The 25,364-nt window shown below is 66.4% G+C and carries 20 protein-coding genes and 4 tRNA genes; 4 read left to right on the forward strand and 20 right to left on the reverse strand.

The features are described from left to right. Positions 1-261: 261 nt before the first annotated feature. The 3 genes from U3653_RS20165 to U3653_RS20175 all read right to left on the reverse strand — a co-directional run bounded on the left by U3653_RS20165 (position 262) and on the right by U3653_RS20175 (position 3,371). Positions 262-1,353 carry a 3-deoxy-7-phosphoheptulonate synthase gene (locus tag U3653_RS20165; RefSeq protein ID WP_195078215.1) on the reverse strand — a complete coding sequence of 364 codons (1,092 nt, stop codon included), beginning with the start codon at positions 1,351-1,353 and terminating at the stop codon, positions 262-264. Positions 1,354-1,906: 553 nt separating this feature from the next. After that, a complete protein-coding gene (locus tag U3653_RS20170; RefSeq protein WP_195078214.1) occupies positions 1,907-2,377 on the reverse strand; it encodes a carboxymuconolactone decarboxylase family protein in 471 nt (156 codons plus the stop codon). Positions 2,378-2,492: 115 nt separating this feature from the next. Further along, a complete protein-coding gene (locus tag U3653_RS20175; RefSeq protein ID WP_195078213.1) occupies positions 2,493-3,371 on the reverse strand; it encodes an oxidoreductase in 879 nt (292 codons plus the stop codon). Between the two features lie 121 nt (positions 3,372-3,492). Between U3653_RS20175 and U3653_RS20180 the strand changes: the two genes are divergently transcribed. Next, complete coding sequence (locus tag U3653_RS20180) at positions 3,493-5,109, forward strand: (2,3-dihydroxybenzoyl)adenylate synthase (protein ID WP_195078212.1); 1,617 nt, start codon at positions 3,493-3,495, stop codon at positions 5,107-5,109. Positions 5,110-5,157: 48 nt separating this feature from the next. Here the strand turns inward: U3653_RS20180 and nbtS are convergent, their stop codons facing one another. Beyond that, complete coding sequence (nbtS, locus tag U3653_RS20185) at positions 5,158-6,468, reverse strand: nocobactin biosynthesis salicylate synthase NbtS (RefSeq protein WP_195078211.1); 1,311 nt, start codon at positions 6,466-6,468, stop codon at positions 5,158-5,160. A 265-nt stretch (positions 6,469-6,733) separates the two neighbouring features. Here nbtS and U3653_RS20190 point away from each other — a divergent pair, with 265 nt between their 5' ends. Continuing rightward, positions 6,734-9,202: a glycerol-3-phosphate 1-O-acyltransferase gene (locus U3653_RS20190; RefSeq protein WP_195078210.1), complete on the forward strand. Its 2,469-nt coding sequence runs from the start codon at positions 6,734-6,736 to the stop codon at positions 9,200-9,202. Next, positions 9,199-10,611, forward strand: coding sequence for an HAD-IB family hydrolase (locus tag U3653_RS20195; RefSeq protein WP_195078209.1), 1,413 nt, complete (start codon positions 9,199-9,201; stop codon positions 10,609-10,611). Before U3653_RS20190 ends, U3653_RS20195 begins: the two co-directional genes overlap by 4 nt. Before the next feature lie 64 nt (positions 10,612-10,675). Here the strand turns inward: U3653_RS20195 and U3653_RS20200 are convergent, their stop codons facing one another. From U3653_RS20200 to U3653_RS20235, 8 genes are all read right to left on the reverse strand, one after another. Next, the gene (locus U3653_RS20200; RefSeq protein ID WP_323124130.1) at positions 10,676-11,395 is read right to left on the reverse strand and encodes a polyprenol monophosphomannose synthase; all 720 of its coding nucleotides are present in this window, start codon (positions 11,393-11,395) and stop codon (positions 10,676-10,678) included. A 212-nt stretch (positions 11,396-11,607) separates the two neighbouring features. Beyond that, positions 11,608-11,790 (reverse strand): hypothetical protein, encoded by a 183-nt coding sequence (locus tag U3653_RS20205; RefSeq protein ID WP_195078208.1) that lies wholly within the window; start codon positions 11,788-11,790, stop codon positions 11,608-11,610. A gap of 74 nt (positions 11,791-11,864) precedes the next feature. After that, positions 11,865-12,545 (reverse strand): GAP family protein, encoded by a 681-nt coding sequence (locus U3653_RS20210; protein ID WP_195078207.1) that lies wholly within the window; start codon positions 12,543-12,545, stop codon positions 11,865-11,867. A 686-nt stretch (positions 12,546-13,231) separates the two neighbouring features. Further along, positions 13,232-13,305, reverse strand: a tRNA-Phe gene (locus U3653_RS20215). Positions 13,306-13,363: 58 nt separating this feature from the next. Beyond that, positions 13,364-13,437: transfer RNA gene (locus tag U3653_RS20220), tRNA-Asp, on the reverse strand. 29 nt (positions 13,438-13,466) lie between these two features. After that, positions 13,467-13,539: transfer RNA gene (locus U3653_RS20225), tRNA-Glu, on the reverse strand. A 94-nt stretch (positions 13,540-13,633) separates the two neighbouring features. Further along, the gene (locus U3653_RS20230; protein ID WP_195078206.1) at positions 13,634-14,299 is read right to left on the reverse strand and encodes a TetR family transcriptional regulator; all 666 of its coding nucleotides are present in this window, start codon (positions 14,297-14,299) and stop codon (positions 13,634-13,636) included. Positions 14,300-15,270: 971 nt separating this feature from the next. Next, positions 15,271-15,346 (reverse strand) — tRNA-Lys (locus U3653_RS20235). A 64-nt stretch (positions 15,347-15,410) separates the two neighbouring features. Here U3653_RS20235 and U3653_RS20240 point away from each other — a divergent pair. Further along, on the forward strand, positions 15,411-16,520 hold the full coding sequence (locus tag U3653_RS20240; RefSeq protein WP_195078205.1) for a tyrosine-type recombinase/integrase: 1,110 nt from the start codon (positions 15,411-15,413) through the stop codon (positions 16,518-16,520). A 72-nt stretch (positions 16,521-16,592) separates the two neighbouring features. Here the strand turns inward: U3653_RS20240 and U3653_RS20245 are convergent, their stop codons facing one another. The 8 genes from U3653_RS20245 to U3653_RS20280 all read right to left on the reverse strand — a co-directional run bounded on the left by U3653_RS20245 (position 16,593) and on the right by U3653_RS20280 (position 25,349). Further along, the gene (locus U3653_RS20245; RefSeq protein ID WP_195078204.1) at positions 16,593-18,713 is read right to left on the reverse strand and encodes an AAA family ATPase; all 2,121 of its coding nucleotides are present in this window, start codon (positions 18,711-18,713) and stop codon (positions 16,593-16,595) included. A 1,611-nt stretch (positions 18,714-20,324) separates the two neighbouring features. Continuing rightward, the gene (locus U3653_RS20250) at positions 20,325-20,780 is read right to left on the reverse strand and encodes a hypothetical protein (RefSeq protein ID WP_195078203.1); all 456 of its coding nucleotides are present in this window, start codon (positions 20,778-20,780) and stop codon (positions 20,325-20,327) included. A 39-nt stretch (positions 20,781-20,819) separates the two neighbouring features. Then, positions 20,820-21,650, reverse strand: coding sequence for a DUF2637 domain-containing protein (locus U3653_RS20255; protein ID WP_195078202.1), 831 nt, complete (start codon positions 21,648-21,650; stop codon positions 20,820-20,822). Beyond that, on the reverse strand, positions 21,647-22,012 hold the full coding sequence (locus U3653_RS20260; protein ID WP_195078201.1) for a hypothetical protein: 366 nt from the start codon (positions 22,010-22,012) through the stop codon (positions 21,647-21,649). Before U3653_RS20260 ends, U3653_RS20255 begins: the two co-directional genes overlap by 4 nt. Next, entirely contained in the window at positions 22,009-22,536 is a 528-nt protein-coding gene (locus U3653_RS20265) for a hypothetical protein (RefSeq protein ID WP_195078200.1), read from the reverse strand. The genes U3653_RS20260 and U3653_RS20265 overlap by 4 nt, the downstream gene beginning before the upstream one ends. Beyond that, a complete protein-coding gene (locus tag U3653_RS20270; protein WP_195078199.1) occupies positions 22,533-23,153 on the reverse strand; it encodes a hypothetical protein in 621 nt (206 codons plus the stop codon). Before U3653_RS20270 ends, U3653_RS20265 begins: the two co-directional genes overlap by 4 nt. Continuing rightward, positions 23,150-24,844 carry a coiled-coil domain-containing protein gene (locus tag U3653_RS20275; protein ID WP_195078198.1) on the reverse strand — a complete coding sequence of 565 codons (1,695 nt, stop codon included), beginning with the start codon at positions 24,842-24,844 and terminating at the stop codon, positions 23,150-23,152. The genes U3653_RS20270 and U3653_RS20275 overlap by 4 nt, the downstream gene beginning before the upstream one ends. Before the next feature lie 22 nt (positions 24,845-24,866). Next, complete coding sequence (locus tag U3653_RS20280; RefSeq protein WP_195078197.1) at positions 24,867-25,349, reverse strand: hypothetical protein; 483 nt, start codon at positions 25,347-25,349, stop codon at positions 24,867-24,869. Positions 25,350-25,364: the final 15 nt, after the last annotated feature.

Raw genomic sequence — 25,364 nt, forward strand, 5'->3', positions numbered from 1 at the left:
GCGGTCGCACGCCCGGACGCCGCCGCGACCACTGGCTCGCCGCCCGCCTGCGCACCGACCCGCCCGGTCCGTCGAACGAGTGGCCCGCCGCATTGCTCAGCGGACACACACCGAGCATTCGGGCATCCGGCATGTCCTGAACCAGACCTGCCGTGCACCGACCTCACCACGGCGAACTCTGCGTGACCCCGGTGCGGCGGCGGCTCGTGTCCGGGCGGACGAAACCCGCGCTTCGTCCACTCGGGCACGAGCCGCACCGGTTCAGCGCTCGCGGCGCTGCCGCACCGCGTCGGCGAGGCGGTCCAGCTGCGCGGCGGTGGTTTCCCAATCCAGGCAGGCGTCGGTGATCGACTGGCCGTAGGTGAGTTCGTCGGCGTGGCCGAGGGTGAGGTCCTGGCGTCCCGCCACCAGGAAGCTTTCCAGCATGACGCCGACGACACTCGACTCGCCCGCGGCCAGCCGCCGCGCGATGTCGGTGACCACGTCGACCTGCTTGTTGTGGTCCTTGTTGCTGTTGCCGTGGCTGGCGTCCACCACGATCCGCTGCGGCAGCGACGCCTTCTCCAGCCGCAGGCAGGCCTCCGCGACCGAAGCCGCGTCGTAGTTCGGCCCCGCGCTGCCGCCGCGCAGGATCACGTGGCAGTCCGGGTTGCCGGTGGTGCGGATGAGCGCGGAGCGACCGTCCAGATCGGTGCCGGGGAACACGTGGCTGGCCGCCGCGGCGCGCACGCCGTCCACCGCCACCTGGACGTCCCCGTCGGTGCCGTTCTTGATCCCCACCGGCATCGACAGCGCGCTGCTGAGCTGCCGGTGCACCTGGCTGGCCGCGGTGCGCGCGCCGATCGCCCCGTAGGACACCAGATCCGCGATGTACTGCGGCGTAATCGGATCGAGGAACTCACAGGCCACCGGAAGACCGAGGGCGGTGATGTCGGCCAGCAGCTTGCGCCCGAAGCCCAATCCGGTGTTGACGTCGAACGATCCGTCCAGGTGCGGGTCGTTGATCAGGCCCTTCCAACCCAGGCTGGTGCGCGGCTTCTCGAAGTAGACCCGCATCACCACGTGCAGCCGGTCATCGAGTTCCGCCGCCTTCGCCGCCAGGCGGCGCGCGTAGTCCAGCGCGGCGGCGGGGTCGTGCACCGAGCACGGGCCGACGATCACCATCAGGCGATCATCGGCGCCGTCGAGCACGTCGACGGTGGCTTTGCGTCCCGCACGGACGGTGTCGGCGAGGGCATCGGTGATCGGATGCACCCGGCGCACCTCCGCGGGCGAGCGCAGCGGGCTCACGTTGAGGGTGCGTTGATCGTCCAGATCGGAATGCCGTGCGTCGACGTCGGCAGCGGTTGTCATGTCGTGGGTTCCTTTTCTCGGGGCCGACCCACGGATGCGAATCCCGTCGAGCCGGTCCATCGTCCGGCTCGGGGTGGAAGTTCGTCAGCGCACGCGGTTGCCGCAGACCAGCCCACCCAGGGCCGGCTTGCTAAACCAGAAATACACGCGCTGCACGTCAGGCACAGTACCAGTCCGCAACCGATCGGTGAACTGTGTTCTGTGTCATTGGCCGCGACTTCGTCGCGGCGTGTTCGCGGCCCTCTTGTGGCTCGCGTTCGAGCGACCGCCGCTTGCTCCTTCGTCGCGTACGCGGCGGCCACTCGAACGCGAGCCGGGCCGCGAACGGAACAGGCTCGGTCTCGCTTCGCTCGAAACCGGGAGCTGAGCCGGCGGTGGTTGCGTCTGGAAGTACTGCGGCGCAACGGTCCCGGCGTTCGAGGGATCGCCTGCTCGGGCACCACTGTTGGTCTTTCGCTCAGTCGAACGCCGACTGGTCGACGGCTCGGCTCATCCCCACGGTCTGAGCAAGTATCACCCCGCCGGAGTGCGGGCGATGCCATGTGGTCCGGATTCACCCCCACTGGCCGGGGACGTAGCTGCCCGCGGGGGTGCGGGCGATGACGTTCATCCGGTTCCAGGCGTTGATCATCGCGATGGCGGCGATGAGGGCGGCGATCTGGTCGTCGTTGTAATGCTTGCGCACCTCCTGCCAGACCGCGTCGCTGACCGCGCGTCCGTCGCCGATCCGGGTCGCCTCCTCGGTGAGCGCCAGTGCGGCGCGCTCGGCTTCGGTGAAGACGGTGGCCTCATGCCAGGCGGCGATCAGGTTGAGCCGCACCGAGGTTTCGCCCGCGTGCGCGGCGTCCTTGGTGTGCATGTCGGTGCAGTAACCGCAGCCGTTGATCTGGCTGGCGCGAATCTTCACCAACTCGTAGGTCGCCGCGTCCAGGGTGGAATCGTTGATCACCTTGGAGGCCGTGATGAGCCGCTTGATGAAGCTGGCGCCGACCGGGTTGCCGAAGAGTTCGAAGCGCTGTTCCATGATGTCCCGTCCTTGTCGTTCCCTGTGGGTTCATCAAGAGGACGACGTGGAGACACGGAGTGTGACAACGCCTTATGAGACGTGAGTCACATCAACGCTTGCGGGTGGACGGCGTTCATTTCGCGAAGTCGTAAGTGACCCCGGTCAGCTTCTCCGACAGCTCCCACAAATCGGCCGCGACCTTCTCGTCCCTGGACGCCTTCGACGATCCGGACGGGCCGGGATATCCCCGCATGCCACCGAGTCCGGTCGGGCCGTAGTAGCCGCCCGGCTGGACGTCGGTGGTCGCGGCGTACAGCGTCGGCAGCGCGCCCATCGCGGCGTTCTGCGCCAACACCCGGTTGCCCACCCACATCACCCGGTCGAGGAAGGTCTCGGTGTGCGACTGCAATTCGGTGGACGCGTAGCCGGGATGCGCGGCGACCGAGAGTTTCGCCGAGCCCGCCGCGGTCAGTCTGCGCTGCAGTTCGCGAGCGAACATCAGGTTGGCCAGTTTGGCCTGCCCGTAGGCGGCCCATCGCTGATACTTGCGCCGCTCCCAGTTGAGATCGTCCAGGTCGATCTTGCCGACTTGATGCGCACCGCTGGAGACGGTGACGATCCGGTCGGAGATCTTGTCCAGCAGCAGCCCGGTGAGCGCGAAGTGACCGAGATGATTTGTGCCGATCTGCTTTTCGAATCCGTCCGCGGTGCGTCCTTCGGGTACCGCCATCACACCAGCGTTGTTGATCAGCACGTCGGCCCCGTCGACGTTCTGGGCGAACGCGCGGACCGAGGCGAGATCGGCCAGGTCGAGTTCGCGCACCTGCGCCAGCTCGCCCAGTTCGGCGGCCACCCGCTCGCCTTTGGCGACGTTCCGGCAGGCGAGAACGACCTGGCCGCCCGCTGCGGCCAGCGCGCGCGCCGTCTCGGCTCCCAGGCCACTGTTGGCCCCCGTCACGATGAATCTACGACCGCTCTGGTCGGGGATGTTCGAGGTGTCCCACCTGGTCATGCGGAAAGTCTAGTGCGCGGAGGCACCCAGCGGCAGGTTCGAACACGCCCGGCACACACCACGTGAAGTAGGGTTGCCTAACCTACTTAGGGAACCCTTTGCTTGATTTGTGAGGCAGATCGTGACTTCCACACCCACCGAGTCCGCGCATCGCGACGGCTACGTACCTTTTCCCGCCGCAGTGGCCGCGGAGTACCGGGCCGCAGGGTACTGGGCCGGGCGCCCGCTCGGAGATCTTCTGCGCGCGAGCGCGCTCCGGCAGCCCCACCGTCCCGCGCTGCTCGACGCGGAGGGCGCGCGCAGTTACGCCGAGGTCGACGCCGCCGCGGACCGGATGGCCCACGGGCTGCTCGCGCTCGGTATCGCTCCCGGCGACCGCGTGGTGGTGCAGTTGCCCAATGTGCCCGAGTTCCTGACCGTGTTGTTCGGCCTGCTCCGCGCCGGGATCATTCCCGTGTTGAGCCTGCCCGCGCATCGCCGCGCCGAAATCGAGCATCTGGCGCGGCTTTCCGACGCGGTCGGCTATATCGTCGCCGACCGGATGGCCGACTTCGACTATCGCGAGCTGGCTTCGACCGTGCGGGACGCGGTGCCGTCGTTGCGCCACGTCCTCGTGCTCGGCGATCCAGGGCCGTTCACCACCCTTGCCTCGGTGCCGCGCGACGGCGGCGAGCTGCCCGAGATCGATCCGGGCGACATCGCCCTGATGCTGGTGTCCGGCGGCACCACCGGCCTGCCGAAGCTCATCGCGCGCACGCACGACGACTACGTCTACAACGCCACCGCCAGCGCCGAAGTGTGCGCGCTGACCGAACAGGACGTCTATCTCGCGACGCTGCCCGCCGCCCACAACTTCCCGCTGGCCTGCCCCGGCATCTTCGGCGCCATCGGGGTGGGCGGCGCGGTCGCCTTCGTCGCCGACCCGAGCCCGGAGAGCGCGTTCGCGGCGATCGAGCGGCACCGGGTCACGGTCACCGCCGTCGTGCCGCCGCTGGCCCAACTCTGGTGCGCGGCCACCGAATGGGAAGAGGCCGACCTGAGTTCGTTGCGACTGCTCCAAGTGGGCGGCGCACGACTGGCGGAGGTCAACGCGAAAGAGGTGACCCCGGCGCTTGGCGCGACCCTGCAGCAGGTGTTCGGCATGGCGGAGGGCCTGATCAACCACACCCGGCTGGACGATCCGGCCGAGCTGCTGCACACCACCCAGGGCCGACCGCTCTCGCCCGCCGACGAGATCCGCGTGGTGGACGGTGACGGCAACGACGTGGCCCCCGGCGCGGAGGGCGAGTTGCTGACCAGGGGGCCGTACACCATCCGCGGCTACTACCGCGCACCCGAACACAATGCGCGCGCCTTCACCCCGGACGGCTTCTACCGCAGCGGCGATCTGGTCCGCCGCCTGCCCAGCGGGCATCTCGTGGTGTCCGGCCGGATCAAAGACGTGATCAACCGCGGCGGCGAGAACGTCTCCTGCGACGAACTCGAGGAACACCTGCTCGCCCATCCCGCGGTCCGGCATGCCGCCGCGGTCGGGCTGCCCGACGCGGCGCTGGGCGAGAAGGTTTGCGCCGTCCTGGTCGTGGACGGTGAGATGCCGACCCTGGCCGAGCTCAAGTCCTTCCTCGCCGCGCGTGGCCTGGCCACCTACAAGTTGCCCGACGTGCTGCGCCGCAGCGACAAGCTGCCGATCACCGCGGTCGGCAAGATCGACAAGAAGGCGCTGCGCGCAGAACTGTAGCGCCGGTGGGAAACGGGCAGCGCACCGTCGGTGCGCTGCCCGTGCGACTCAGGCTTTGACGACGTAGGGCGCAATGCTGCCCAGCTTCTCGCAGGTCTCTTCGAACTCCCGCTCCGGGCGGGACTGGCCGACGATACCCGCGCCCGCGCGCAGCCAGGCGCCCTCGGCGTTCTGATAGACCGCGCGCAGCACCAGGGTCGCCTCCAGCGCGCCGGTGGGCGAAACGGTCACGACCGCACCGGAATACAACCCGCGGGGGTCGTGATCGAGCCGGAACACCGAGTCGACGCCTTCCCGCTTGGGAATTCCCGAAGCGGTCACCGAGGGGAACAGCACCTCCAACGCGTCCCAGCTGGACCGGTCGGCGGCCAGCCTGCCGCGCACCGTCGACGCCAGGTGCTGCACGCTGCCCCGCTCACGCACGGCCATGAAATCCGACACCGCCGGTGTGCCGGGATCGGCGACAGCCGCTATCTCCGAGAAAGAGGTCTGCACCGAGATCGCGTGTTCCACGATCTCTTTCGGGTCGGTGATCAAGTCGGCCCTGGCGGCGAGATCGGCCGCGGCGCCGCGACCGAACGCGCGGGTGCCGGCCAAGGGCTCGGTGGTCACCACCCGGTCGTCGTCCACGGAGGCGACCAGCTCCGGACTGAAGCCCGCCGCCTCCAGGCCGCCGAGCCGCAGCAGGAACGACCGCGCCGGAGTGTTGTGCGCCCGCCCGAGCCGATAGGTGGCCGGAATGTCGACGGCGAATGGCAGCTCCACTTTCCTGGACAGGATGACCTTCTGATAGCGCCCGGCCCGGATCTCGCCGACCGCCTCGGCCACCCGGTCGCGGTAGCCGGTGGGATCGATGCGGATGTCGGCCGGATGCGCCTGCGGCAGTTCGGTGTTCTGCGACTGCGCGATCAGATCGTGGATGTCGCCGGTCTCCGACGGCGTCGCACCCGATACCCGGATGCCGAACGCGCCCACCCTGACCTCGATACGCGGAACCATCAGGTGCGCCAGAGTCGTGCGCGGGTCGAGATGCCGGGTGGCGTCCAGCGCCCACGCGCAGAACTCGAATCCGATCCAGCCGTAGGCGTTGCGTCCGTCCAGGGGCAGCGCGCCGAGCGCGCGGTCGATCACTCCCGCCGGATTGCCTTCCCATCGGCTGGTCGTGGTCTCGCCTTCCCAAGCGACGCGCAGCTCCCGCACGTCCAGTTCGACACTGCCGATCGGATCGGCGGCGAACACCCACTCCCCCGGACGCTCGTACATCACGTACTCGCCGAACCGATCCGCCCCCGCCAGCCGGGACATCGCTGCCGCCGGATCGGTCACATACTCAACCCGCAGGCGTTCCGTGGTCGACAACGATCCTCCAAAGGTTACCCTGGCCTAACTCAGTGGAGGTAAGGTTAGCATTACCTCTTTCGCAGTGCGGGTGTGCTCGCGGCCACAAATCCGACGTCCGGGAATCGCTCGGCACGGAATGGCCCGCGCCCCGCAAGCACTTTCGCCCACGCGGGCGCCGCTGGTCAGGCTCAGCCCCGCGAACTCGCCGCGCCGTCTGCCTGCGCGGAATAGACCCGCCGGGATTGAATAGTGGAGAGCGTCACCTGCGGAGGGAAGAACATCGATGATCGATCACCGCGGCGATTCACCCGCGACAACCCGGCCCGGGACCGCACCGCGATCGGTGGTGGCCCTGATCGACGCCGCGTCGGGGGTGGAACGTGAACTCGTCGGCAAGTGGCTCGCCGACGGCGGGATCAGCGCCGAGTTCGGTACCGACGCGCCGGTCACCCAGCTCGATCTGGACGCGGGCGCCGTCGCCGCACAGCTGGTCGGCAGGCGCGACGATCCGCTGGTGGTGCCGATCCGCGTGCTGTGGCTGCCGCCGGAACGCGACGGCGTACGCCGCGTCACCTTCGCCGATCTCGCCCTGCTGACCAACCCGCGCAAACCCCATCGGCTCGCACAGCGCAGGCTGGTCTCCAAGTCACCGGACCGGCACGTCGTGCTCACCGGCGCACCGGCCCGGTTGAGCGAGCTGCGCGTGAACAACCCGGAGGCGTCGACGCTCTACGACAAGGGCACCGCCGAACCGTTCGCCCGCGCCATCGTGCGCGCGGCGGTGGTGGCGCTGGAACGCGCCGAGCGCACCATCATCGGCGACCGGTACAAAGTGCCGAAGCTGGTCACGGAGGAGATCCTCGACGCGCCCGACTTCCTGCGCAGGCTGGAGTTGATCGCCGATCAGATCGGCGCCAGCCCGCACGAGGTGTACCGGCGCGCGGAGAAAGCGCTCAACGAACTGGTCGCGGCCCAGAGCCGACTGATCTCCGATCTGTTCACCCAGGCCATGCGCCCGGTGCACGCCTCGACCTGGAACGTGGACTCCGACGATTCCGGTCTGGCCGGGTTGCGCGACCTCAATCGCCGCTTCCCGCTGGTGTTCCTGCCTTCGCACCGCTCGTACGTCGACGCGTTCGTGCTGGGAGACGTGCTGGCGCGCAACGACTTTCCCCCGAACCACGTGATCGGCGGCGCGAACCTCGGCTTCTGGCCGATGGGCCCGATCGCCCGGCGCACCGGAACGGTGTTCATCCGGCGCAGCTTCGGCGACGACGAGGTCTACAAGGCCGTCGTCGAGGAGTACTTCGCCTACCTGCTGGCCAAGCGCTTCAACCTGGAGTGGTACTTCGAGGGCGGCCGCACCCGCACCGGCAAGTTGCGGCCACCGCGCTACGGCTTGCTGAACTACCTCGCCGCGGCGGTCCGATCCAACCGCATCGACGACGTCATGCTGGTTCCGGTCTCGATCACCTACGAACGGCTCAACGAACTCGGCGCCATCGCCACCGAGCAGGAGGGCGGCAAGAAGAAACCGGAGGGCCTGACCTGGCTGGCGCGTTATATCCGCAGCCAGCAGCACTCCGCCGGGCACGTGTACGTCCGCTTCGGTGAACCGCTCTCGGCGCGCGATCGGCTCGCCGCGCACGGCGACCCGCTCACCACTCCGCCGCTGACCATCCCGCTGCATCACACCGAGCCGATTCCGGCGCCGCGCACGGAGGCGGGAGTGGTCGACAGCGAACCGCCGGAAATCGCCGAACTGGAACGAAGGGCCGTGCAGCGGCTGGCGTTCGAAGTGGCGGTCGGCATCAACGCGGTCACCCCGATCACGGTCAACGCGCTGGTCACCCTCGCGCTGCTCGGCGTGGACGGACGCGCCCTCACCCTCGGCGAAGTGCGCACGGTGCTCAATCCGGTGCTCGGCTACATCGACAAACGCGAGCTGCCGGGTGGCGAACTCGAGGCGCTGCGCGACGAACAGGGCTTGGCCGTGGTGCTGGAACAGCTTTCGCTCGCCCGGGTGGTCACGGTGTATCGCGGCGGGGTCGAGCCGGTGTACTCGATCGAGTCGGGTGCGCATCTGGAGGCCGCCTTCTATCGCAACAGCGCGGTGCACTGGTTCGTCAACCGGGCGATCCTCGAGCTGGCGATTCTGGCCGCGGTCGACAGCGGCGACGCCGACGCCCTGAAAACCGGCTGGGACGAGGCGTTCCGGTTGCGCGACCTGCTGAAGTTCGAGTTCTTCTTCCCCGAGCGCGGCGAATTCGCCGATCAGATGGTCGCGGAGGTGCTGCTGGTCGATCCGGACTGGTACAGCCACACCCGCCGCGACACCTACGGCTCGGACATCCTGGCGAAGCTCACCGCCTCCGGCTTCACCATGGCCCACCGCGTGCTGCGGTCGTTCGTGGACGCGCAGCTGGTGGTGGCCGAACGGCTGGCCGCCCAGGACGCGGGCGAGGAGATCGACCGCAAGGAGTTCATCACCGAGTGCGTAGCGGTCGGTAAGCAGATGCTGCTGCAGAAGCGGCTGCACAGCCCGGAGTCGGTTTCCACCGAGCTGTTCACCAGCGCGCTCAAGCTCGCCGACAACTACGGCTTGCTGGAGACGGTGTCCGACGATGAGCCCGACCAGCGCCGCGCCGAGCTGAGCGAGCGGAGGAACGAGTTCGCCGAGCGTCTGCGCGTCATCGGCGCCCGCATCGCGCAGGCCGCCGCGCTCGACCCGTCCAACCGGGAGGCGCGGTGACCGGCGCGCGCGCTGACCTCGACGCCGCGCTCGCCGCCATCCGCTCCGGTCCGCAAGGCCGCGCGGTCGCCGCGATCTTCGACTTCGGCGGCACGGTCATCGACGCCCCGAGACCGCGGCGCAGGTTGCGCCGCAAGCCCGCCGACGTGCTGCTCGACGGTATCCGCGACCACATGACCGACGGCGAATACAGCCGGTTCCTGCGCGAGTTGTCCGAGGCGCTGGCCGGACGTTCCGAACAGGAGCTGGACGAGCTGGGCAGGCGCCTGTTCCAGCGCTCCGTGTACGGGTACCTGCACCCCGAAGCGTGGGAGTTGATCCGGACGCACCAGGCGGCAGGGCACACCATCGTGCTGGTCAGCTCGCTGACCCGATTCCAGGTCGCACCCGCCGCGGCGCAGCTGGGTATCGAGCACGTGCTGTACACGCCCATGGCCACCAGCGGCGGCGTGCTCACCGGGCATCCCGATGGGAAGACGCTGTGGCGCAACGGCAAAGCCGAGGCGGTCACCGGGTTCGCCGCCGCGCACCAGCTGGATCTCGAGCGCAGCTACGCCTACGCCGACGCGATCGCCGACCTGCCCGTGCTGTCGCTGGTGGGGCGTCCGGTGGCGGTGAACGCCGACGAGGCGCTGACCGACGTCGCCGACCGGCAGCACTGGACCCGGCTGACCTTCCGTCCGCGCCGCCCGCCGCGCGCGAGCGATTACGTGCGCACCGCAGCCGGATTCGCCGGGCTGCTCGGGGGCGCGCTGTTCGGCGTCGCGTCGAAATCGCCGACGCGGGACCGCCAGCGGATGGCCGACGCGCTGATGGCCCACGCGGCGCGCAACACGCTGCGCATCGCCGGCGTGCACGTGCGGGTGACCGGCGCCGAGCACGCGCGATCACCGCGACCCGCGGTCTTCCTGTTCAACCACCAGAGTCAGTTCGACATCATCATCGTGCCCCAAGTGCTCGGCGGCGGCGTGACCGCGATCGGCAAGAAGGAGCTGACCAAGAATCCGGTCTTCGGACCGCTCATGCGCTTCGTCGGCGTGACGTTCATCGACCGTGCGAACACCGCGCAGGCCAGGGCGGCGCTGCGCCCGGTGGTGGAGACGCTGCGCGGCGGCCTGTCGGTCGCGGTGGCTCCGGAGGGCACTCGCTCCTACACGCCCGAGGTCGGACCGTTCAAGAAGGGCGCGTTCCACATCGCGATGCAGGCGGGGGTGCCGGTGATCCCGGTCGTCATCCGGAACGCGGGCGAGATCTGCTGGCGCAACGCGATGGTCGCCCGGCCGGGGACGGTCGACGTGGCGATACTCGACCCGATCGACGTCAGCGCATGGGACCCGCGCGATCTGGACGACAAAGTCGCGCAGGTCCGCCAGTTGTTCGTCGACACGCTCCTGGATTGGCCGCGCTGAACGGTTCGGGAGAGCCGTTGATCGGAGGCCCCGCTCCGCCCGGAGCGGGGCCGAGGGCCGTTACTCAGACCGCGCGGCCGAACAGCAGCTTCCACGGCATCAGCGCCGACTCGAGCTGCACCTTGAGGCTCATCTTCGACGCGCCGAGCGTCCGCTCCTCGAAACGGATCGGCACCTCGGCGATCGCGATCCCCTTCTTGATGGTCCGGTAGTTCATCTCGACCTGGAAGGAATACCCGTTGCTGCGGATGGAGGCCACGTCGATGGCCCGCAGGGTGTCGGCCTTCCACGCCTTGAAGCCCGCGGTGGCGTCCTTGACGCCCAGGCGCAGGATCAGGTTCACGTAGAAGTTGGCCCAAGCCGAGAGCGCCTTGCGGTACCACTTCCATTCGGCGGCGGTGGAGCCGCCGGGAACGTACCGCGAACCGAGCACGACGCCCGCGTCGGTGCTCGACAGCTTCTCCAGCATCGCCGGGATGACTTCGGCGGGGTGCGACAGGTCGGCGTCCATCTGGATCACGACGTCCGCGCCCTCGTCCAAGGCGCGCGTGATGCCGGCGACGTACGCCCGGCCGAGCCCGTCCTTCTCGGTGCGGTGCAGCACACCGACCACGTTCGGCAGTTCGGCGGCGAGTTTGTCGGCCACCTCGCCGGTGCCGTCCGGCGAGCTGTCGTCCACCACGAGTACGTGCAGGTCGGGCACCGGCAGCGCGGTCAGCCGCTCCACCGCAACCGGCAGATTCTCCCGCTCGTTGTAGGTCGGCACAACAACGGTAACCCTCAAGGGTCGCCCTCCCTGCTGATCCTGGTTTCCGCTCGCAGCCCACGCCAGGACCTCCGAGCATTCGTCGAGTTCTGGAGAACCGTACTCGATCCACCTGATCGCGACCTGAGCGGCCGCACCGGGCGCGACGACGCCCGAGCCCCCGACCTGCGGCTCAAGATCAACTTCACCGTCCCCGGGAAGGCGTTATTCCAGCCGTGCCGCCGGGGCCTTCAGTCCCCGTCCCGCCATGCCCGGTCCCGGGCGTCTTCCCGCGTGTTGCGCGCGTGCGCGATCTCGAGCGCGCGCTCGGCCGTCGCCTTGTCCGGGTACGGCCCCATCCGGTCGCGGAACCAGCACTGCCGCCCTTGCTCGGCCCGATTGTGCTTCAAGCAGTAATACCAGCGCTCAGCCATACCTCCAGCATCCCACCGAACCGCACGGCTCAATCGCTTTTCTCGTTCGCCCACCATTGCCCGGACGCCGCGATTCAGGGCCAAAGGCTTCGGTAATGCACGAGAGCGTCACACAGGAGAACCACACCGAAGATCGCGAACAGCACGCGCACCGAAGCAGGCCCGTACGAGCTGATAATGCGAACAATTTTTCGATACATCCGCCGCGCTCGGGTCGTGCGCCGCATCGCGAGGCCGAGTATCACCAGCGGCGGCAGCAATGCGAGCGCGCAATAAGCGACGACGATCAACGGCCACAACGCCGGTAGCGGATGCCGCGCGGAGATCATCGCGAGGCCGGCCAGATAGGGAACCGCCGTCGGCGCCTGCGCGATGCCGATCGCCACGCCGAGACCCGCGAGCACCCATGGCTGTCGTCGCAGTGCGGTCGCCCGCTCCGGGGCCGCCGGACCGCCCATTCGAATACTCGCGAGGGCGATCAGCACCACACCGGCGACGAGTTCTCCCCAATACCGCACCGCGGGGGTGACCCGGAAGTCGAACAGGTCGGTCAAGAAGCCGATCCCCAGGATTGTGCAGATGCCGAAAGCGGTGGTGACGGCGAAGACGCCCGCCAGCAAGCTCAAACCGCTCACCAGCGGCGAGCGACGGCTCACCCTGCTGTCGTAGACCACCGCCGTGGTGACGCCGATCAGCAGCAGGTCGAGCGAGTCGAGGAAGGCGAACCCCGCGAGCGCGAGGAGAAGGGTCCACATGGCCGCGCCAGCCTACCCGCGCCACCCGAGCGCCCACTCGAATCCGAACACCCCTGCACCACTGTGTGATTCGCCACATCGGCACGAAGCAGCACCCACAGCGACCGACACCACACAGATCAACAACCGTCGCCAAGACGGCCCCGACGAGGGAAACCGTCGAACGCGAGCCCAGTCGGGCCACGCGAAGCGCTTGCGGCAACCACCCATCAGACCCCGCCAAAGCGAGACAAAACAGGACCACACCCACCGAGGTAAGGCAACGCCCCGAACAACCCCACAGGCCGGAACCAAACCAGACGACACCCCACTTAAGGCAGGAACAGCGCCGACGACGCCCGCCGAAGGCAGGAACCATGCGGACGACACCGCCTGAGGCACGACGAGCTCGAACCGCACCGCCCAAGACGCGACAGGCCCGAACGACACCACCCAAGACGCGACAGGCCCGAACGACACCACCCAAGACGCGACAGGCCCGAACGACACCACCCAAATCGCGACAAGCCCGAACCACACACCCAAGCCAGGACAAATCCGAACGACACCCCGAAAACGCAACCAGAGACAACGGGGGTCCGGGGGCGAAGCCCGCCGGGCGGGGTGTGGGGATTGCACCCCCACAAGAAATGACGAAACGAGCCCCACCCACGCTTTCCGTGGACAAGGCTCGCCTACGAGTGAAGTGGCCAGGGCCGGGATCGAACCGGCGACCTTCCGCTTTTCAGGCGGACGCTCGTACCAACTGAGCTACCTGGCCGCAGGCACCCGAAGTGAATGCCATACGCGAAACGCCGGATATCTCCGGCGCCTCTTTGCGACCCTGACGGGACTCGAACCCGCGACCTCCGCCGTGACAGGGCGGCGCGCTAACCAACTGCGCCACAGGGCCATGCTCTGCTACCAACGATCCGTGGATCGTACCCCCTACGGGATTCGAACCCGCGCTACCGCCTTGAAAGGGCGGCGTCCTAGGCCGCTAGACGAAGGGGGCTCGTCCCGGATTTCTCCGGACCGGCTTTCAACGGCTGTCCGTTGGGAGCTGGGATAGCTTATGACAGACCGGACTCGAATCCCAAACCGGCTGGTCAGAGGCTCAAACCGAGCTCATCCAGGCGCGCTTGGGCACGCCAGCCGTCGCTGCGGAACTTCTCCAGCCATTCCGGGGTGGCCATCGCCTCGATCACGACCTCGAGCGCCTCCTCGAACCGCGACCGCAGATCGACCTGCCCGCCGATCAGGTCCACCATGTACCGCTGGCCGGCCAGCGCGGCGGCGAGCGTGCGGGTGAACCGGTCGGGATCGGCGTCCGCGCGCAGCTGCCCTTGGTCGATGGCACGGACAGTGAGCACCCTGGTGGTGCGGCCCAGGATCCGGTTGCCGCCCGCTTGCACGTCACGGTAGAAGTCCGGTTCGATGATCAGGCGGTACTCGGCCTGCACGATGATGTCGTGCTCGAGTCGCAGCGCGATCTCGTCGACCACCCCGTGCAGGATGTCCAGCGGGCTGAGATCGGTTCGCGCCAGCCAGCGCTCGGCGGACGCGCGATAGCGCTCCACCGCGGTCTCCAGCACCGCGCGTGCCAGATCTTCCTTCGAATCGAAGTGGAAGTACATGGCGCCCTTGGTGGCGCGCGATCCTTCCAATATGCGGTTGAGCGATGCAGCGGCATAGCCGCTCTTCCCGAACTCAACGGCGGCGGACCTGATAATCGCCGCCCGTGTCCGGCGCGCCCGCTCTTGCTGCCGTGCCATGCTCGAAACGCCTCCGAAGCCTTACTCGCCGCCAATCAGCCACCCCCGAAGGAACGGACCCTCGGCGCGAATTCATGAGTTTTATCAATACGTTGAACCCGGTTTTCGACCGATTACAAACTCTCGGTACGAAAACTCCTCAAAAACCTGGAACACACCAGCTGGTATAGTTTCCCTGCCCGGGTGCGCCGCAGGGGGTGCGCATCCGGGCATTTCTTCGTCTCGAACGTGCCTCCTCCTGCGGCATCGAGTTCCGTCGCGCCGTGGCCGGCCGGACCGACCGCGGCACCTTCGGACACAGCAACGACAATCCGAATTCCGCTGCGCCGACCGAGCCGGCGATTCTTTCGGAATTCATCAAGGCGTCACCGTACCCGGAATCCCGATGCGACACGCGGCAAACCGAAGAGTCGAGTAGCCATCCGATTCCGTTTTCTGTTACGGCAAATTTTCGGCAACCCGGCCCGGCCTTCCGAGGGGTGCGTGAATTCGCCAGCGGCCCAAGTTTGTTCACGCGCGCCGACCGGCGGCCCGGACGGCCGACCGCCGCCCACGTTTCGCCCGCCAACCCACTCCACGCGCCCGCACCGGCCAGAGCCGTTCACCCCCTGCAAATCCAAAGACATTGCCAGCCAACATGATTCAATGATATCCAGATCCAGCTAAGATGAACAAAGCTGGGTGCCAAGTGTTTACCGCCCGCACCGCCCGCCGCGTTACCCCCATCCCGGCACCACTCCACCCACCGGGCCGCCGCGCCGACCCCGCCCATCCATCCCGCCCACCGACACGAACTCCCCCGATTGGGGTATCGGCCCCCATCCGCACTACACTGTTCCTCCGCGCCCCTATAGCTCAGTTGGTAGAGCTACGGACTTTTAATCCACAGGTTAGGGCGCTTCTACCAGCGGAAACGCTAGAATCGTGGGGCAAACGTGGGGCTCACAGATCCCCACGCCCCGCCGTCGTGATGGTGCCCCCTGTAGGACTCGAACCTACGACCTAGTGATTAAAAGTCACCAGCTCTACCAACTGAGCTAAAGGGGCTCGGCTGGCAAGCATAGCTGACAGCGGCTGTGGGGCACGAACCGATTGAAGGGTGGGCCAGTCGATGGCGTGGGCGGAGAAGCTCCCCAGCGGCAAGTACAGGGGCGTCTACAGGGACGCGAACGGGAAGAAGCGGAGTGCCGGCACCTTCGCCCGAAAGGCGGAGGCAGAGCGGCAGGCCGGGAACAAGGAAGTCGCGGAACGCCGGTCCCCCACTCCCGGCGGGGCCGACAAGATGACATGGGGGGAGTGGGAGCCGACATGGTCGGCCGCACGGATTGTGAGGAAGAGCACAAATCGTTCTGATGTAGCGCGGCTGCGCGACCACGTTCGCCCGCGATGGCAGAGAGAACCGCTGCGCTCGATCACGACCGACGATGTACAGAAGTGGGTGACCGACCTCTCCAACAGCGGCATGGCGGCATCTACCGTCGCCAAGTGTTACTACCTTCTCAGTTCCTCAATGAAGGCAGCGCACCTCGCTCGGCGCATAGACGTGAACCCGTGCAAAGGCATCACTCTTCCGAAGCCCGGCCCGATGCCCGAGCGCTATCTTGACGACGACGAGATAGCAGCCATCGAGGCCTCCCTCGACGCGTTCGACCTCGTTGTCGTCGAACTACTGCTCGGTACCGGAGTACGCCTCGGCGAAGCGATGGGCCTCCACTGGGAGAGCGTGAATCTCAAGCGTCGCGAGATCGTCGTGGAGTGGGCATACGACCCAGTGGAACACGAGATGAATCCGCCGAAGGACTACGAACGTCGGACTATCCCGATCGGCGACAAGTTGTCGAAACTGTTGAAGTCTCGACTCGACCGCGTCGGCATGGGTAAGCGCGCCCCGGCACCGGTGAAGTACCCGCGGAACGCGCGGGTACACACTGGTCTCGTCCTAGCACATACGGAGGGCCGTCCCTTCGATTCGAGCAATCTCCGCGATCGCTTTGAAGCCTCGGTGCGAATCGCTTACGTCGGCAAGGGCAGGGGCCGCCATCAGATTGGGCACGTCCGACTACACGACCTCCGCCACACCTACGCCAGTCGGCTCCTCGAGCGCGGCATACCGATTGAGGATGTCTCAAGACTGCTTGGTCATGCCTCCGTCACTACGACGATGCGATATGCCCATCGCGCCAAGTCCAGATGGGACTCGGTGCGGGCCGCGCTGGACTAGGACACGCGCACGCTGTAGCCATCGACTGGCCCACCCTTCAATCGGTTCGTGCCCCACAGCCGAACAGACAGGCTATTCGGCCTCAATAGGCGTCGCCAGGATGGAATCGATGATCTGCTTCATACCCTCCGGGCAATAGCTATCTGTCTCCATACCAGCAAGGATGACATTTCGCAGCGTCTCGTAAGAAGATTTCCCGGCCAAAATATCGTTAGCGAATCGCTTCAATATCAGTCTACCCGGGAGTATTTCACGCCAAGAACCGTCGTCAATTGCAGACTCGAAACGCTGCCGCTCCTCTTCAGCATACGCTTGGACGGCATCGGTCTCGGTAAGCATTTTTCTTACACCTTCAAGACGTTTGAAAGTGGAATCTATACTTGGCGACAGCTCCATCGACGGATCTTTCGCGTCCGACCTTCCGCCAAGTTTAATCGCACTCACAATCCGGGAGTTCACCATACTTTTGACACGTTCAAATAGAACCGGGTCAATCACACCCTTTGCGCTATCTCTAAGCGCATCCGCAACCTGCACAGTGGAATCGAAGCGCGCACGACCAAGAATAGTATTCACGGCCGAAAGGATATACTTATCGTTGAGCAGGTAATTCTCGATATGGTAGACGTTCCAGTTAAGGGTTCTGGCATTTTGCGGAGTCTCGTCTTGCTCGAAATCGCGATCCACAATTGCGAAGAATCTACCGGCGGATCCAAACTTGTCCCCCGACTTTTCCAGAGTGTCGTATAGTGCCTTCACGCGGGTCTTGTCACCACCACTCACAATGTTGACACGTGCCGCGAACTCTGGGGCAAGCCTTTCCAGCACGGAGGCATCGAATTCGCTATCTCCCCCGCCCTCGACAATTACGATTCTACCGGTAGGTTTAAAGCTAGCCAGGTCTCCGACAATGGCGATCGTCGCCTTCTTCAGGTCATCATCTGCCAGCACCGGGATAGCTTGATTGTCGCTTGCACTCTCAGCAGCACCCATGGGAGTCATGTGGTAGACACTGAAACCTTCGCCGCTACTGACCGCTTGACGAAGCAAAGCATCCGAGTGGGTAACGAGCCACAACTGGTTCTGCTGCTCCTTTCCGAGGTGCTGGTGATAGAACTGAACTAGCCCTCTTAACAGACCGGGATTGAGATGGAGCTCAGGCTCGTCCAACAGCACCGTTGAGAACTTAGGGGCCGAGTTTCGCAATCGGAGATACCCGTAGACTATCTCCTTTTCTCCGGAACTCAACTCATTGATATCGTGGGTTTCACCACTCTTAAGCCTGACCGGAAACGTCAGGCCACCACCAGTTTCTGGCAGGACACCGAGATATTCTTTGTCTGGAAAGAACTGGTTGAACATCTCCTTGATAGTGTCGTTTACCGTTGTCTCATTCAAATCTTGACTGGCCTCACGGGCCACAAGTCCACGCAGGTATGTAGCAGCTAATTCCGTCTTTATATTGGTATACTTGTTCTGCCAGTTGTACAACGAACTCTGACGCCTCTGGTCCTCAAAGTTCTGAGTATTCAGATCGATCCCACCGACGGTCTCTCTATTGTATGCACGAGACGCGCTGTGATACTCAATCACTCCGATATTTCCAGGATCATAGGTCGCAAATACGAGTGCCGCAGCAATATTAGGGATCGATTCAATTAGGTTCTTACCCGGCTCAATTGTGATACCGATCTCGGAAGTCGGCCTGTCAAGCGCCTCCAGCAAGGAAGGCATCGTCTCTCTCACCCTCTGCTTAACCAGATCGACCCGCACAGGATCTGGAGATGCCATAACCATATGAGCGAAGCGACGATACGAGACATCCTGTCCCGTCTCCATCATCCAAAGCCATGGCTCGAGAATTTCATCCGCGTGCGCACGTACATATTCTCTTTCTTCGACTGGCAACTCGACCGTTGCCACAATTCTTATCGGCAGGGAGGGGTCGCGGAAGAGGCGCTTGACGTGTGCAGGATTGTTGATATCAATCTGCAACTCGCTAAAGAAGTGGTGCCACTCATTAACTTGATATCCGCCATAGACGCTTTTCAACAGCCTAATCGCATCGAAAACGCATGACTTTCCACACCCATTCGGTCCAGCCACCATCACGAAATCAGAAAGATTGTTCACTTCAAAGAGTCGAATGCCCCTGAAGTTCTCAATGCGAAGACTTCTAAAGTACACTTTCATTCCTAACTCGGTCCGTGAGTCTAACTCGCTGCCAAATATCTCATGCTATATATCTACAGAGGTCGCAATGATCGCTTTTGCAAGATCCCCGTTCTCCGTTTGCGCAATAGCACTATTTCACACATCTTGCAGACTTGCTGTCACACGTCATCGAAGACGAGCCGACGTACGGACCTCCGCGATGCTGGTCAAGCATGTAAGAAGTTCTACCAGCAGCAGCATTGGACGACAGATTTACACCACCGAAGTTGTGGACTATTTAGTACACAGTCACCTGCATGTGCGTTACCAACGGTTACGCAAGCCGCGTCTTGGTATCCATGAGTCCGCTGATCAATTGCCCCTCTGGGTGGCCCTGCCTCCCGGCGAGGGCGGGGCGCTGGGGCAGAGCCCCGCCTCGCAGCCTTCGGCTGCGCAGCTTTCCCTGGTCCACAGCGCGCGGCTCGGGCTCGTGCTGGGTGCTCCTCCGGTATGGCCTGGGGCTACTCGATCACGACGACGGCGGCCGTCAAGGGTGGCCGCCAGGCCATCGCCGCAGGCGACGCGAAGCGCCCTTGATGGTCGTTGTCGTCGTGATAGCCCCAGTAAGGCCATACCGGAGGAGCAGCCAGCACACCGCGCGCGGACCACGCGAGCCCTCGGCTCGCGCACGCGGGCGCCCAGCGCTCGCGCATTACTCCGATGACCTGCTGCGCCTTGCAGTCCCAGCTTCGAGCGGCATCCGCGGATCAGTAGACCGCAGCCGACGCACACGAGTCGACCAGCTGGAATCGTCTCCCAAGGCAATCCACTCGCAAACCCACCGATACCCGCCCAACTCAACCCTTCTTTCTTCTCCTCACCCCCGCCTCCCTCCCTGACCTGATTTGATCTTGAATCCCTCCCCCCTCCCAGTTCCACATCTCGTGCGCACGAAGTGGGTATGAGATGTGGAACTGGGAGGGGGGAGGGATCCAACGACGCGCAGCGTCGTTTACGCAGGTCAGGGAGGGAGGCGGGAGTGAGGTACGGCCTACGAAAAGTTGCGACAAGTTGTCTCCACTTTTGGCTGGCGTTTCGCTCTGTTCTCACTAGCTTTTCGCACTCCGTCAGATCACAAGATCAGCTGCCAGAACCGGAATCCGGACACGAGAAACCCAGCCCAGTCCTCGGTGCCAGCCTGAAAAGAACAGAGGATCGCGGGACCGCGGCGAGAAGCTACGGAGCCGCTGCGGGCTATCGATCGGCAATTCGTTTGGAGTAGCGGCGCGTGACGCCGTGCGCGGCCTTCGGCCGCGTGCCCCTAGGTGGTGGCGCCTGCATTGTGTTCCCGCGCCCCTCCAACCTCAAGGGCGCTGCGCGTCGCCTGCGGCGATGGCCTACGGCCACCCTTGACCTTGGAGCCTCTGCGCGGGAAGAGCAGGCGTTATGGGGCAGGCCGGTGGCCTGCCCCGGTGGAGGCGCAAGCGCCACCACCCAGGGGCAAAGAAACCCGCCCGGCGTTTCGGTCGGCGGGCGGGTGGCGAACAATGGGACAGGCCTGGTGTCCAGCTGCGCCAGGCACGCGAAGGCCCCTGCCGACTGGGACTCGGCAGGGGCCTTCTTGCTGGTCAGACGCGGGTCAGACGGCTGCTACTCGTCGTCCTGGCCCAGGTACGCGGCGACCTCGGCGAGGGAGTCGTCGGTGGGCGGCTCGTACTTCGCGCGATACAGCTTGGGCGGGGCGTAGTCGGCGTTGAACGCCTGTCCGGTGCCGGTGTACTGGATGGTCAGCCGGGCGCCGTTGCGCAGGTCGTCATCGCCCGCGGCGAGGATCGCCGCGCGGATGGCCTTTTGCAGGTTGCCGCGCACGAACAGCTTGCGGGCGCCGTCGTCGTCCGGATCGGTCTGCCACCCGGTGAGGATGACGACTTCCAGCTGCCGGATCGGGTTGCCCTGACGGAGCTTCGGCTTGCCGGTCTTCGGGTCCTTCTGCACGGCCAGCTCCTGGGAGACGACCAGGCCGGCCACCGTCGTGCCGGGCTCGTCGGCCTTGCCGAACGCGCTGCGGATGACCTTCGGCTCCTCGGTCATGATCCACGATGTCATTGGGGGTTACTCCTTGGTTATCGGTTGTTGGGTGTGGGGTTATCCGGCGATCAGCCGGACGCTGTGGGGTGCGGGCAACGCCAGCTGCTCGCGACCGGTGTCGCCTTCGGTCTTGAGGCGAGCGAGGATCTTGCCGACCGAGCCGTGGTGCAACCCGACGATCGGGGCGATCTCGCGGTAGGAAAGGCCGGCCTGATGCAGCCGCAGGATCTCCGCGTCGCGTGCTGCTGTCGCATCGATCTCGGCCGGTGTCGCCTCGGTGTCGGCGGGTGTCGCCTCGGTGTCGCCCGATTTCGCGGTGATGTCGCCGGTTGTCGCCGCCGCGACGGGTGCTGTCGCCTGCGGGACCGGGGTGCGGGGGACCTCCATCAGCGCGGTGAGCGCGTGCGTCACGGCCAGCATGGCGATCGGAGCGGCTCCGGCAACCACCGCGGCTGCGGGAGCGGGCAGCAGCAGACCATCGGCTTTCCAAGCGTGGACGCCGTTTCCGATCAAAGACACCAGCTCAGCGGCAGCGAGCTCGGCCCAGAAGAACCGGCGAGTCGCGGCCGGGACCACCACGCCGATCTTCTCGCGCCGGTTCAACGCCACCAGCGAGAACGCGGCCTGGACGATCGGGCCGTCCACGATCACCGGGGCGCCCCACGCCAATCGGGAATCGATACCGGACATGACCGCCACGCCGTGCAGCGCGATCGCCGACCAGAAGAACGCCGCGATCGACACGGCCGCAAGCGACAGCAAGGCGACAGCCTCAGCGGCGTTCCACGACGGCGGCGACACCGGTGTCGCAGTGGTCGCGGGAGCGGGCGACGCGGCGACACCAGACGGCGACACAGTGGCGTCAGGGGGAGACAGGGTGTCGCTCATCGTTCGATCCCTTCTCGATTGCGGTTGGTGACCAGGCCCGCGAACGCGTGCCCGTAGAGCGGTTTCGGGACCAACCGCTCACGATCGGCGTGCAGCGCGTTCTCGCCCGCGATATCCAGCGCGTCGTCCAGATCGCTGGCAAGCTCCCGGTTACGGTCCTCCAGATCCGCGACCTGATGCTCGGCGGCGTCCAGCCGCGCGGTCACTGCGGCCAGCTGCTCCTCCAGCACGGCCGCGCGTTCGTTGGCCGCGATCAGCCGGGCCTGAAGCTCGGCGTAGGACTCACCCGGCGCGGTCGGCCCGTACGGGCGCAGCGGCTCGAACCCGCCGACGGGAGCGTCGGTCTCGTGGATCGCGGTCACCGCTCCATCTCCTGTCCCCGATCGCGGTTGGCGACCAGGCCCGCGAACGCGTGCCCCGGAATCGGGCGCTGCTGGGCGGGTTCTGTGGCGTGGCCGGCAGCCCATCGGCCGTGGCCGGTCATGTCGCGGACCTGCACACGACTGCGCCACGTCATCGGGTCCATGCCGGGCGGTGCCTCGCTCGTCATGACCGGAGACGCCTGGTGGAACAGACCCACGTAAGCGGTGTGCGCGAGCACGTCGTCCATCTCCGCCCACCGGGGCGCCACGGCCGGATCGGCAGTCCACCGCTGTTGGATCGCACGAGCCTGTGCCCGCAGCTCGATCGCGCGGGGGTGGTCGGGCCACGGAGCGTCTTCGGCCCGATCTCGCAGGATGTAGGCGCGGGTGTAATCGGTCCGCCACGCCGCCTCCTGCGGGTCGGACACGCGCTTGGCGTAGTAGGCGGCGACCGCGTCGTCCAGGTCGTCCGAGCGGACGAGATCGATCATCAGATCCGCCACCGTCCGATCCTCGGCGTTCACCGCTCCATCTCCTGCCCCTGGGCGCGGCCGTTGACCAGGCCCGCGAACGCGTGCCCCGGAATCGGGTGCCGCTGTTCGGCGAGCTCCGCGGTGCGGGCGGCGGCGAACGAGCTGGACACCGGGACCGGTGCCGCGTTCGGGTTTGCCTCGGCCGGATCCGACCAGGAGTCGCGGCGTTCGGCGGCGGCGAGCTGCTGGGGGGCCTGCTCGACCGAGTGGGGCTCGACTACCCAAGCGCCGTTGCCGGTCAGTTCGCGGGCGTGCTGCTGGCTGCGCCACTCGATGCCGGAAAGCACCCGAATGCCCTGGGCCTCGTCGGCGGCGATCTGCGCATGCAGACGTCGCATGGCGTCCGGCGCGGACTTCCAGTCGTCGTAGGCGTCACGCAGGTACCGGTAAGCCGCTCCGAGGTCATCGTGACGACTGGTCCAGGAAACGGTGATCTCATCGACCTTGTCGAAGATCCGGTCCATGTCTTCTTCGGACTCGGCATGGAACGCGGTCTCGCTCAGATCCTTCACCCGGTCGAAGTCCGCCCGCATCAACACCTCCTCGGGGTTCTCGACGCGTCCGGCGTAGCGGTTGATGTACAGGTCATCCAGTTCGTTGGTGCTCACAGCTCCATCTCCATTTCCCGGTCCCGGTTGCGGCCGTTGACCAGGCCCGCGAAGGCGTGGCCCTTGATCGGCACGCGGCCGGTGGTGTTTCCGTTCGCGGCAGCCGCCTCGGCCCCGGCCTGCTCGGCCTGGCGCTCCGGGCTGCCGTAACGCTCGTGCGCCGGTGTGCGCTCGGCGAGCTTCGCCACCGCCTCGTCGCGCTCGCCGCGCAACTGGTCACGCTCGGCGGTGACCGCGGTCAACTGCCGAGTCAGCCGGGCTTTGGCCTCGGTCAGCTCGTTGTTGTGCTCGATCGACAACCGATGCCGATTGCGCAGCTGGTTGTTGAGGTTGGCGGCGTCGACCAAATCGCCGGACAGCTGCTCGATCTCACGACCACGCTGCGCGAGATCCTCGGCGAGCTGGTCACGCTCGGCCGCGACCTGCTGCACCGGCGCGGGCAGCTGCTGCTCTCCGCGCTCCTGCGCGGACGAGCCCCGGTCGATCCCCTCCCGCCACTGGCTCACTTCGTCGGTGACCATCGACCGGCCGCCTTCAGCGCGGAACACCCGCTCCGGACGCCATTCGTCGGCCAGATCGAAGGCGGCCACATGCACGGTGGTGCCGGGTGCCGGCCGAATCCCGGCCAGCTGCTGCGCGGTCCAGCGCGCCGAGTCCGCCTCGGTCGCGTGGGCGCCGCGCTCGTGCACCACCTGGTTGGCGTTCTGCGGCAGGTAGGTGACGGTGCTGCTGAACCGCTCCGCCTGCTGCCCCTGCTCGGCCTCACGGACCTGTGTCGTGTCCTGTTCGCGGTGCACCTGCCCGGCCAGTGTCCGCTCCCGCAACACGGCCTCCCTGGCCGCGAGCTGGTCGGCGACGGTCTCGGGGCGGCCGTGGTCGATGTACTGCTTGGCGGCGTTGAGGGTGTCGCGGGTCTCCACCGCCAGGGTGGTGCCGTCCGACCACGACGTGCGGCCGATGTTGCGCTGCAACCATTCGGTGGCGGTGTGCTCGGTGGCGAACGACCGGGACTCGGTGAGCGTCCCGCCGTCCGGATCGGTCCACGTCATCTGCGCGGTATAGCGGTGCCGGTGGGCCTGGGCGGCGTCGATCCGCGCGAGCAGCGCCTCCTCGGCGTTGGCGCGGTGCGCGGCGTCCAGGCCCTGCTGCCACTCCAGCCGCTCGCGGTCGGCGTAGCGGTCGATGGTGACCTTCTCGCGGGCCACTCGGGCGCGGTAGTGCAGCGCTTCCAGACCCTTGACCTTGTGGGCGCGGGCGAACAGGTTGCCGGTCTTGTACTCCGGGAACACCGTCGCCGCGTCCAAACCGTCGAGGGCGATGCCCTGCTCGGTGCGGGTCAGGTGCTCGTTGCCGATGAACTGCACCGCGAGCCGGTCACGGTGTTCGGCCAGGGCGCGGGCGTCGCGGGCGCGGCGGTCGTGATCCACCCGCGGATCGATGGCACGCTGGGCGACCGCTTGGGCGTGCAGCCGGTAGCGGTCGACGGCCTGGCTGGTCCAGATGCGGTGATGGGCGCGGGCCTGCTGCTGCTGGCGGCGCTCGGTGCGGACCAGGCAGCTGATCTCCTTACGGGCCCGGCGCCGCTCCAGCCAGTTCGCGGCCTGGGCGTGGCGCTGCATCGCCGTGCGCATCGCGGCGCTGAACTGGCGGGCCTGCGCGAAGATCTCGTCTTCGACACTGTGGTCGGACATTCCTTTTCTCCTTCGGTGTGGGTTATGCGGACTCCGCCGCGTCGTTGCGGCGGCGGGTGGTCTGGCGTTTGATCCAGCTGGCGGAATCGGCGAGGACGTAGCCGCTGAGGCGGACCGACTCGATCGGGCCGGGGCGCCCGGCGCACATCCACACCGAGAATCCGGTCAGCCCGGCGCCGTAGACGGCGAGCGGGCCGGTCATCGGCAGGGTGGTGGCGGCGACCGCGAAGCCGGTGCTGGTGCCCAGGGCCGGGGCCCACAGCCGCAGCCCGTCTTTGATGCGGGTGGCGTGGTCGACGTGCTTGCCCAGCGCGCGGCCGATCTGGCCGCCGTCGGGGACGATGGGTGTCTGCTGCTGGATCTGCTCAACCAGCTTCTTGGTGGTGTGATTGGCCAGTTCATCGGCGAGCGGAGCCAACTGGTCTATCTCGGCTTGACGCTGCTCGTCGGACAGCCCGGAGATCTCCTCTCCGTGGTCCTCGGGGTTGATGTTGGGAACAGACATGGGTGGTGCTCTTTC

Origin of the sequence: Nocardia implantans (assembly GCF_035544775.1) — a bacterium.
Taxonomy (GTDB): domain Bacteria; phylum Actinomycetota; class Actinomycetes; order Mycobacteriales; family Mycobacteriaceae; genus Nocardia; species Nocardia implantans.

Excerpts from the sequence above, each read along its gene's own strand:
- U3653_RS20255 (WP_195078202.1), bottom strand. The coding sequence starts at position 21,650 with ATGAGCGACACCCTGTCTCCCCCTGACGCCACTGTGTCGCCGTCTGGT.
- U3653_RS20170 (WP_195078214.1), bottom strand. The coding sequence starts at position 2,377 with ATGGAACAGCGCTTCGAACTCTTCGGCAACCCGGTCGGCGCCAGCTTC.
- U3653_RS20245 (WP_195078204.1), bottom strand. The coding sequence starts at position 18,713 with ATGAAAGTGTACTTTAGAAGTCTTCGCATTGAGAACTTCAGGGGCATT.
- U3653_RS20210 (WP_195078207.1), bottom strand. The coding sequence starts at position 12,545 with ATGTGGACCCTTCTCCTCGCGCTCGCGGGGTTCGCCTTCCTCGACTCG.
- U3653_RS20205 (WP_195078208.1), bottom strand. The coding sequence starts at position 11,790 with ATGGCTGAGCGCTGGTATTACTGCTTGAAGCACAATCGGGCCGAGCAA.
- U3653_RS20240 (WP_195078205.1), top strand. The coding sequence starts at position 15,411 with ATGGCGTGGGCGGAGAAGCTCCCCAGCGGCAAGTACAGGGGCGTCTAC.
- U3653_RS20280 (WP_195078197.1), bottom strand. The coding sequence starts at position 25,349 with ATGTCTGTTCCCAACATCAACCCCGAGGACCACGGAGAGGAGATCTCC.
- U3653_RS20175 (WP_195078213.1), bottom strand. The coding sequence starts at position 3,371 with ATGACCAGGTGGGACACCTCGAACATCCCCGACCAGAGCGGTCGTAGA.
- U3653_RS20250 (WP_195078203.1), bottom strand. The coding sequence starts at position 20,780 with ATGACATCGTGGATCATGACCGAGGAGCCGAAGGTCATCCGCAGCGCG.
- U3653_RS20190 (WP_195078210.1), top strand. The coding sequence starts at position 6,734 with ATGATCGATCACCGCGGCGATTCACCCGCGACAACCCGGCCCGGGACC.
- U3653_RS20165 (WP_195078215.1), bottom strand. The coding sequence starts at position 1,353 with ATGACAACCGCTGCCGACGTCGACGCACGGCATTCCGATCTGGACGAT.
- U3653_RS20275 (WP_195078198.1), bottom strand. The coding sequence starts at position 24,844 with ATGTCCGACCACAGTGTCGAAGACGAGATCTTCGCGCAGGCCCGCCAG.
- U3653_RS20230 (WP_195078206.1), bottom strand. The coding sequence starts at position 14,299 with ATGGCACGGCAGCAAGAGCGGGCGCGCCGGACACGGGCGGCGATTATC.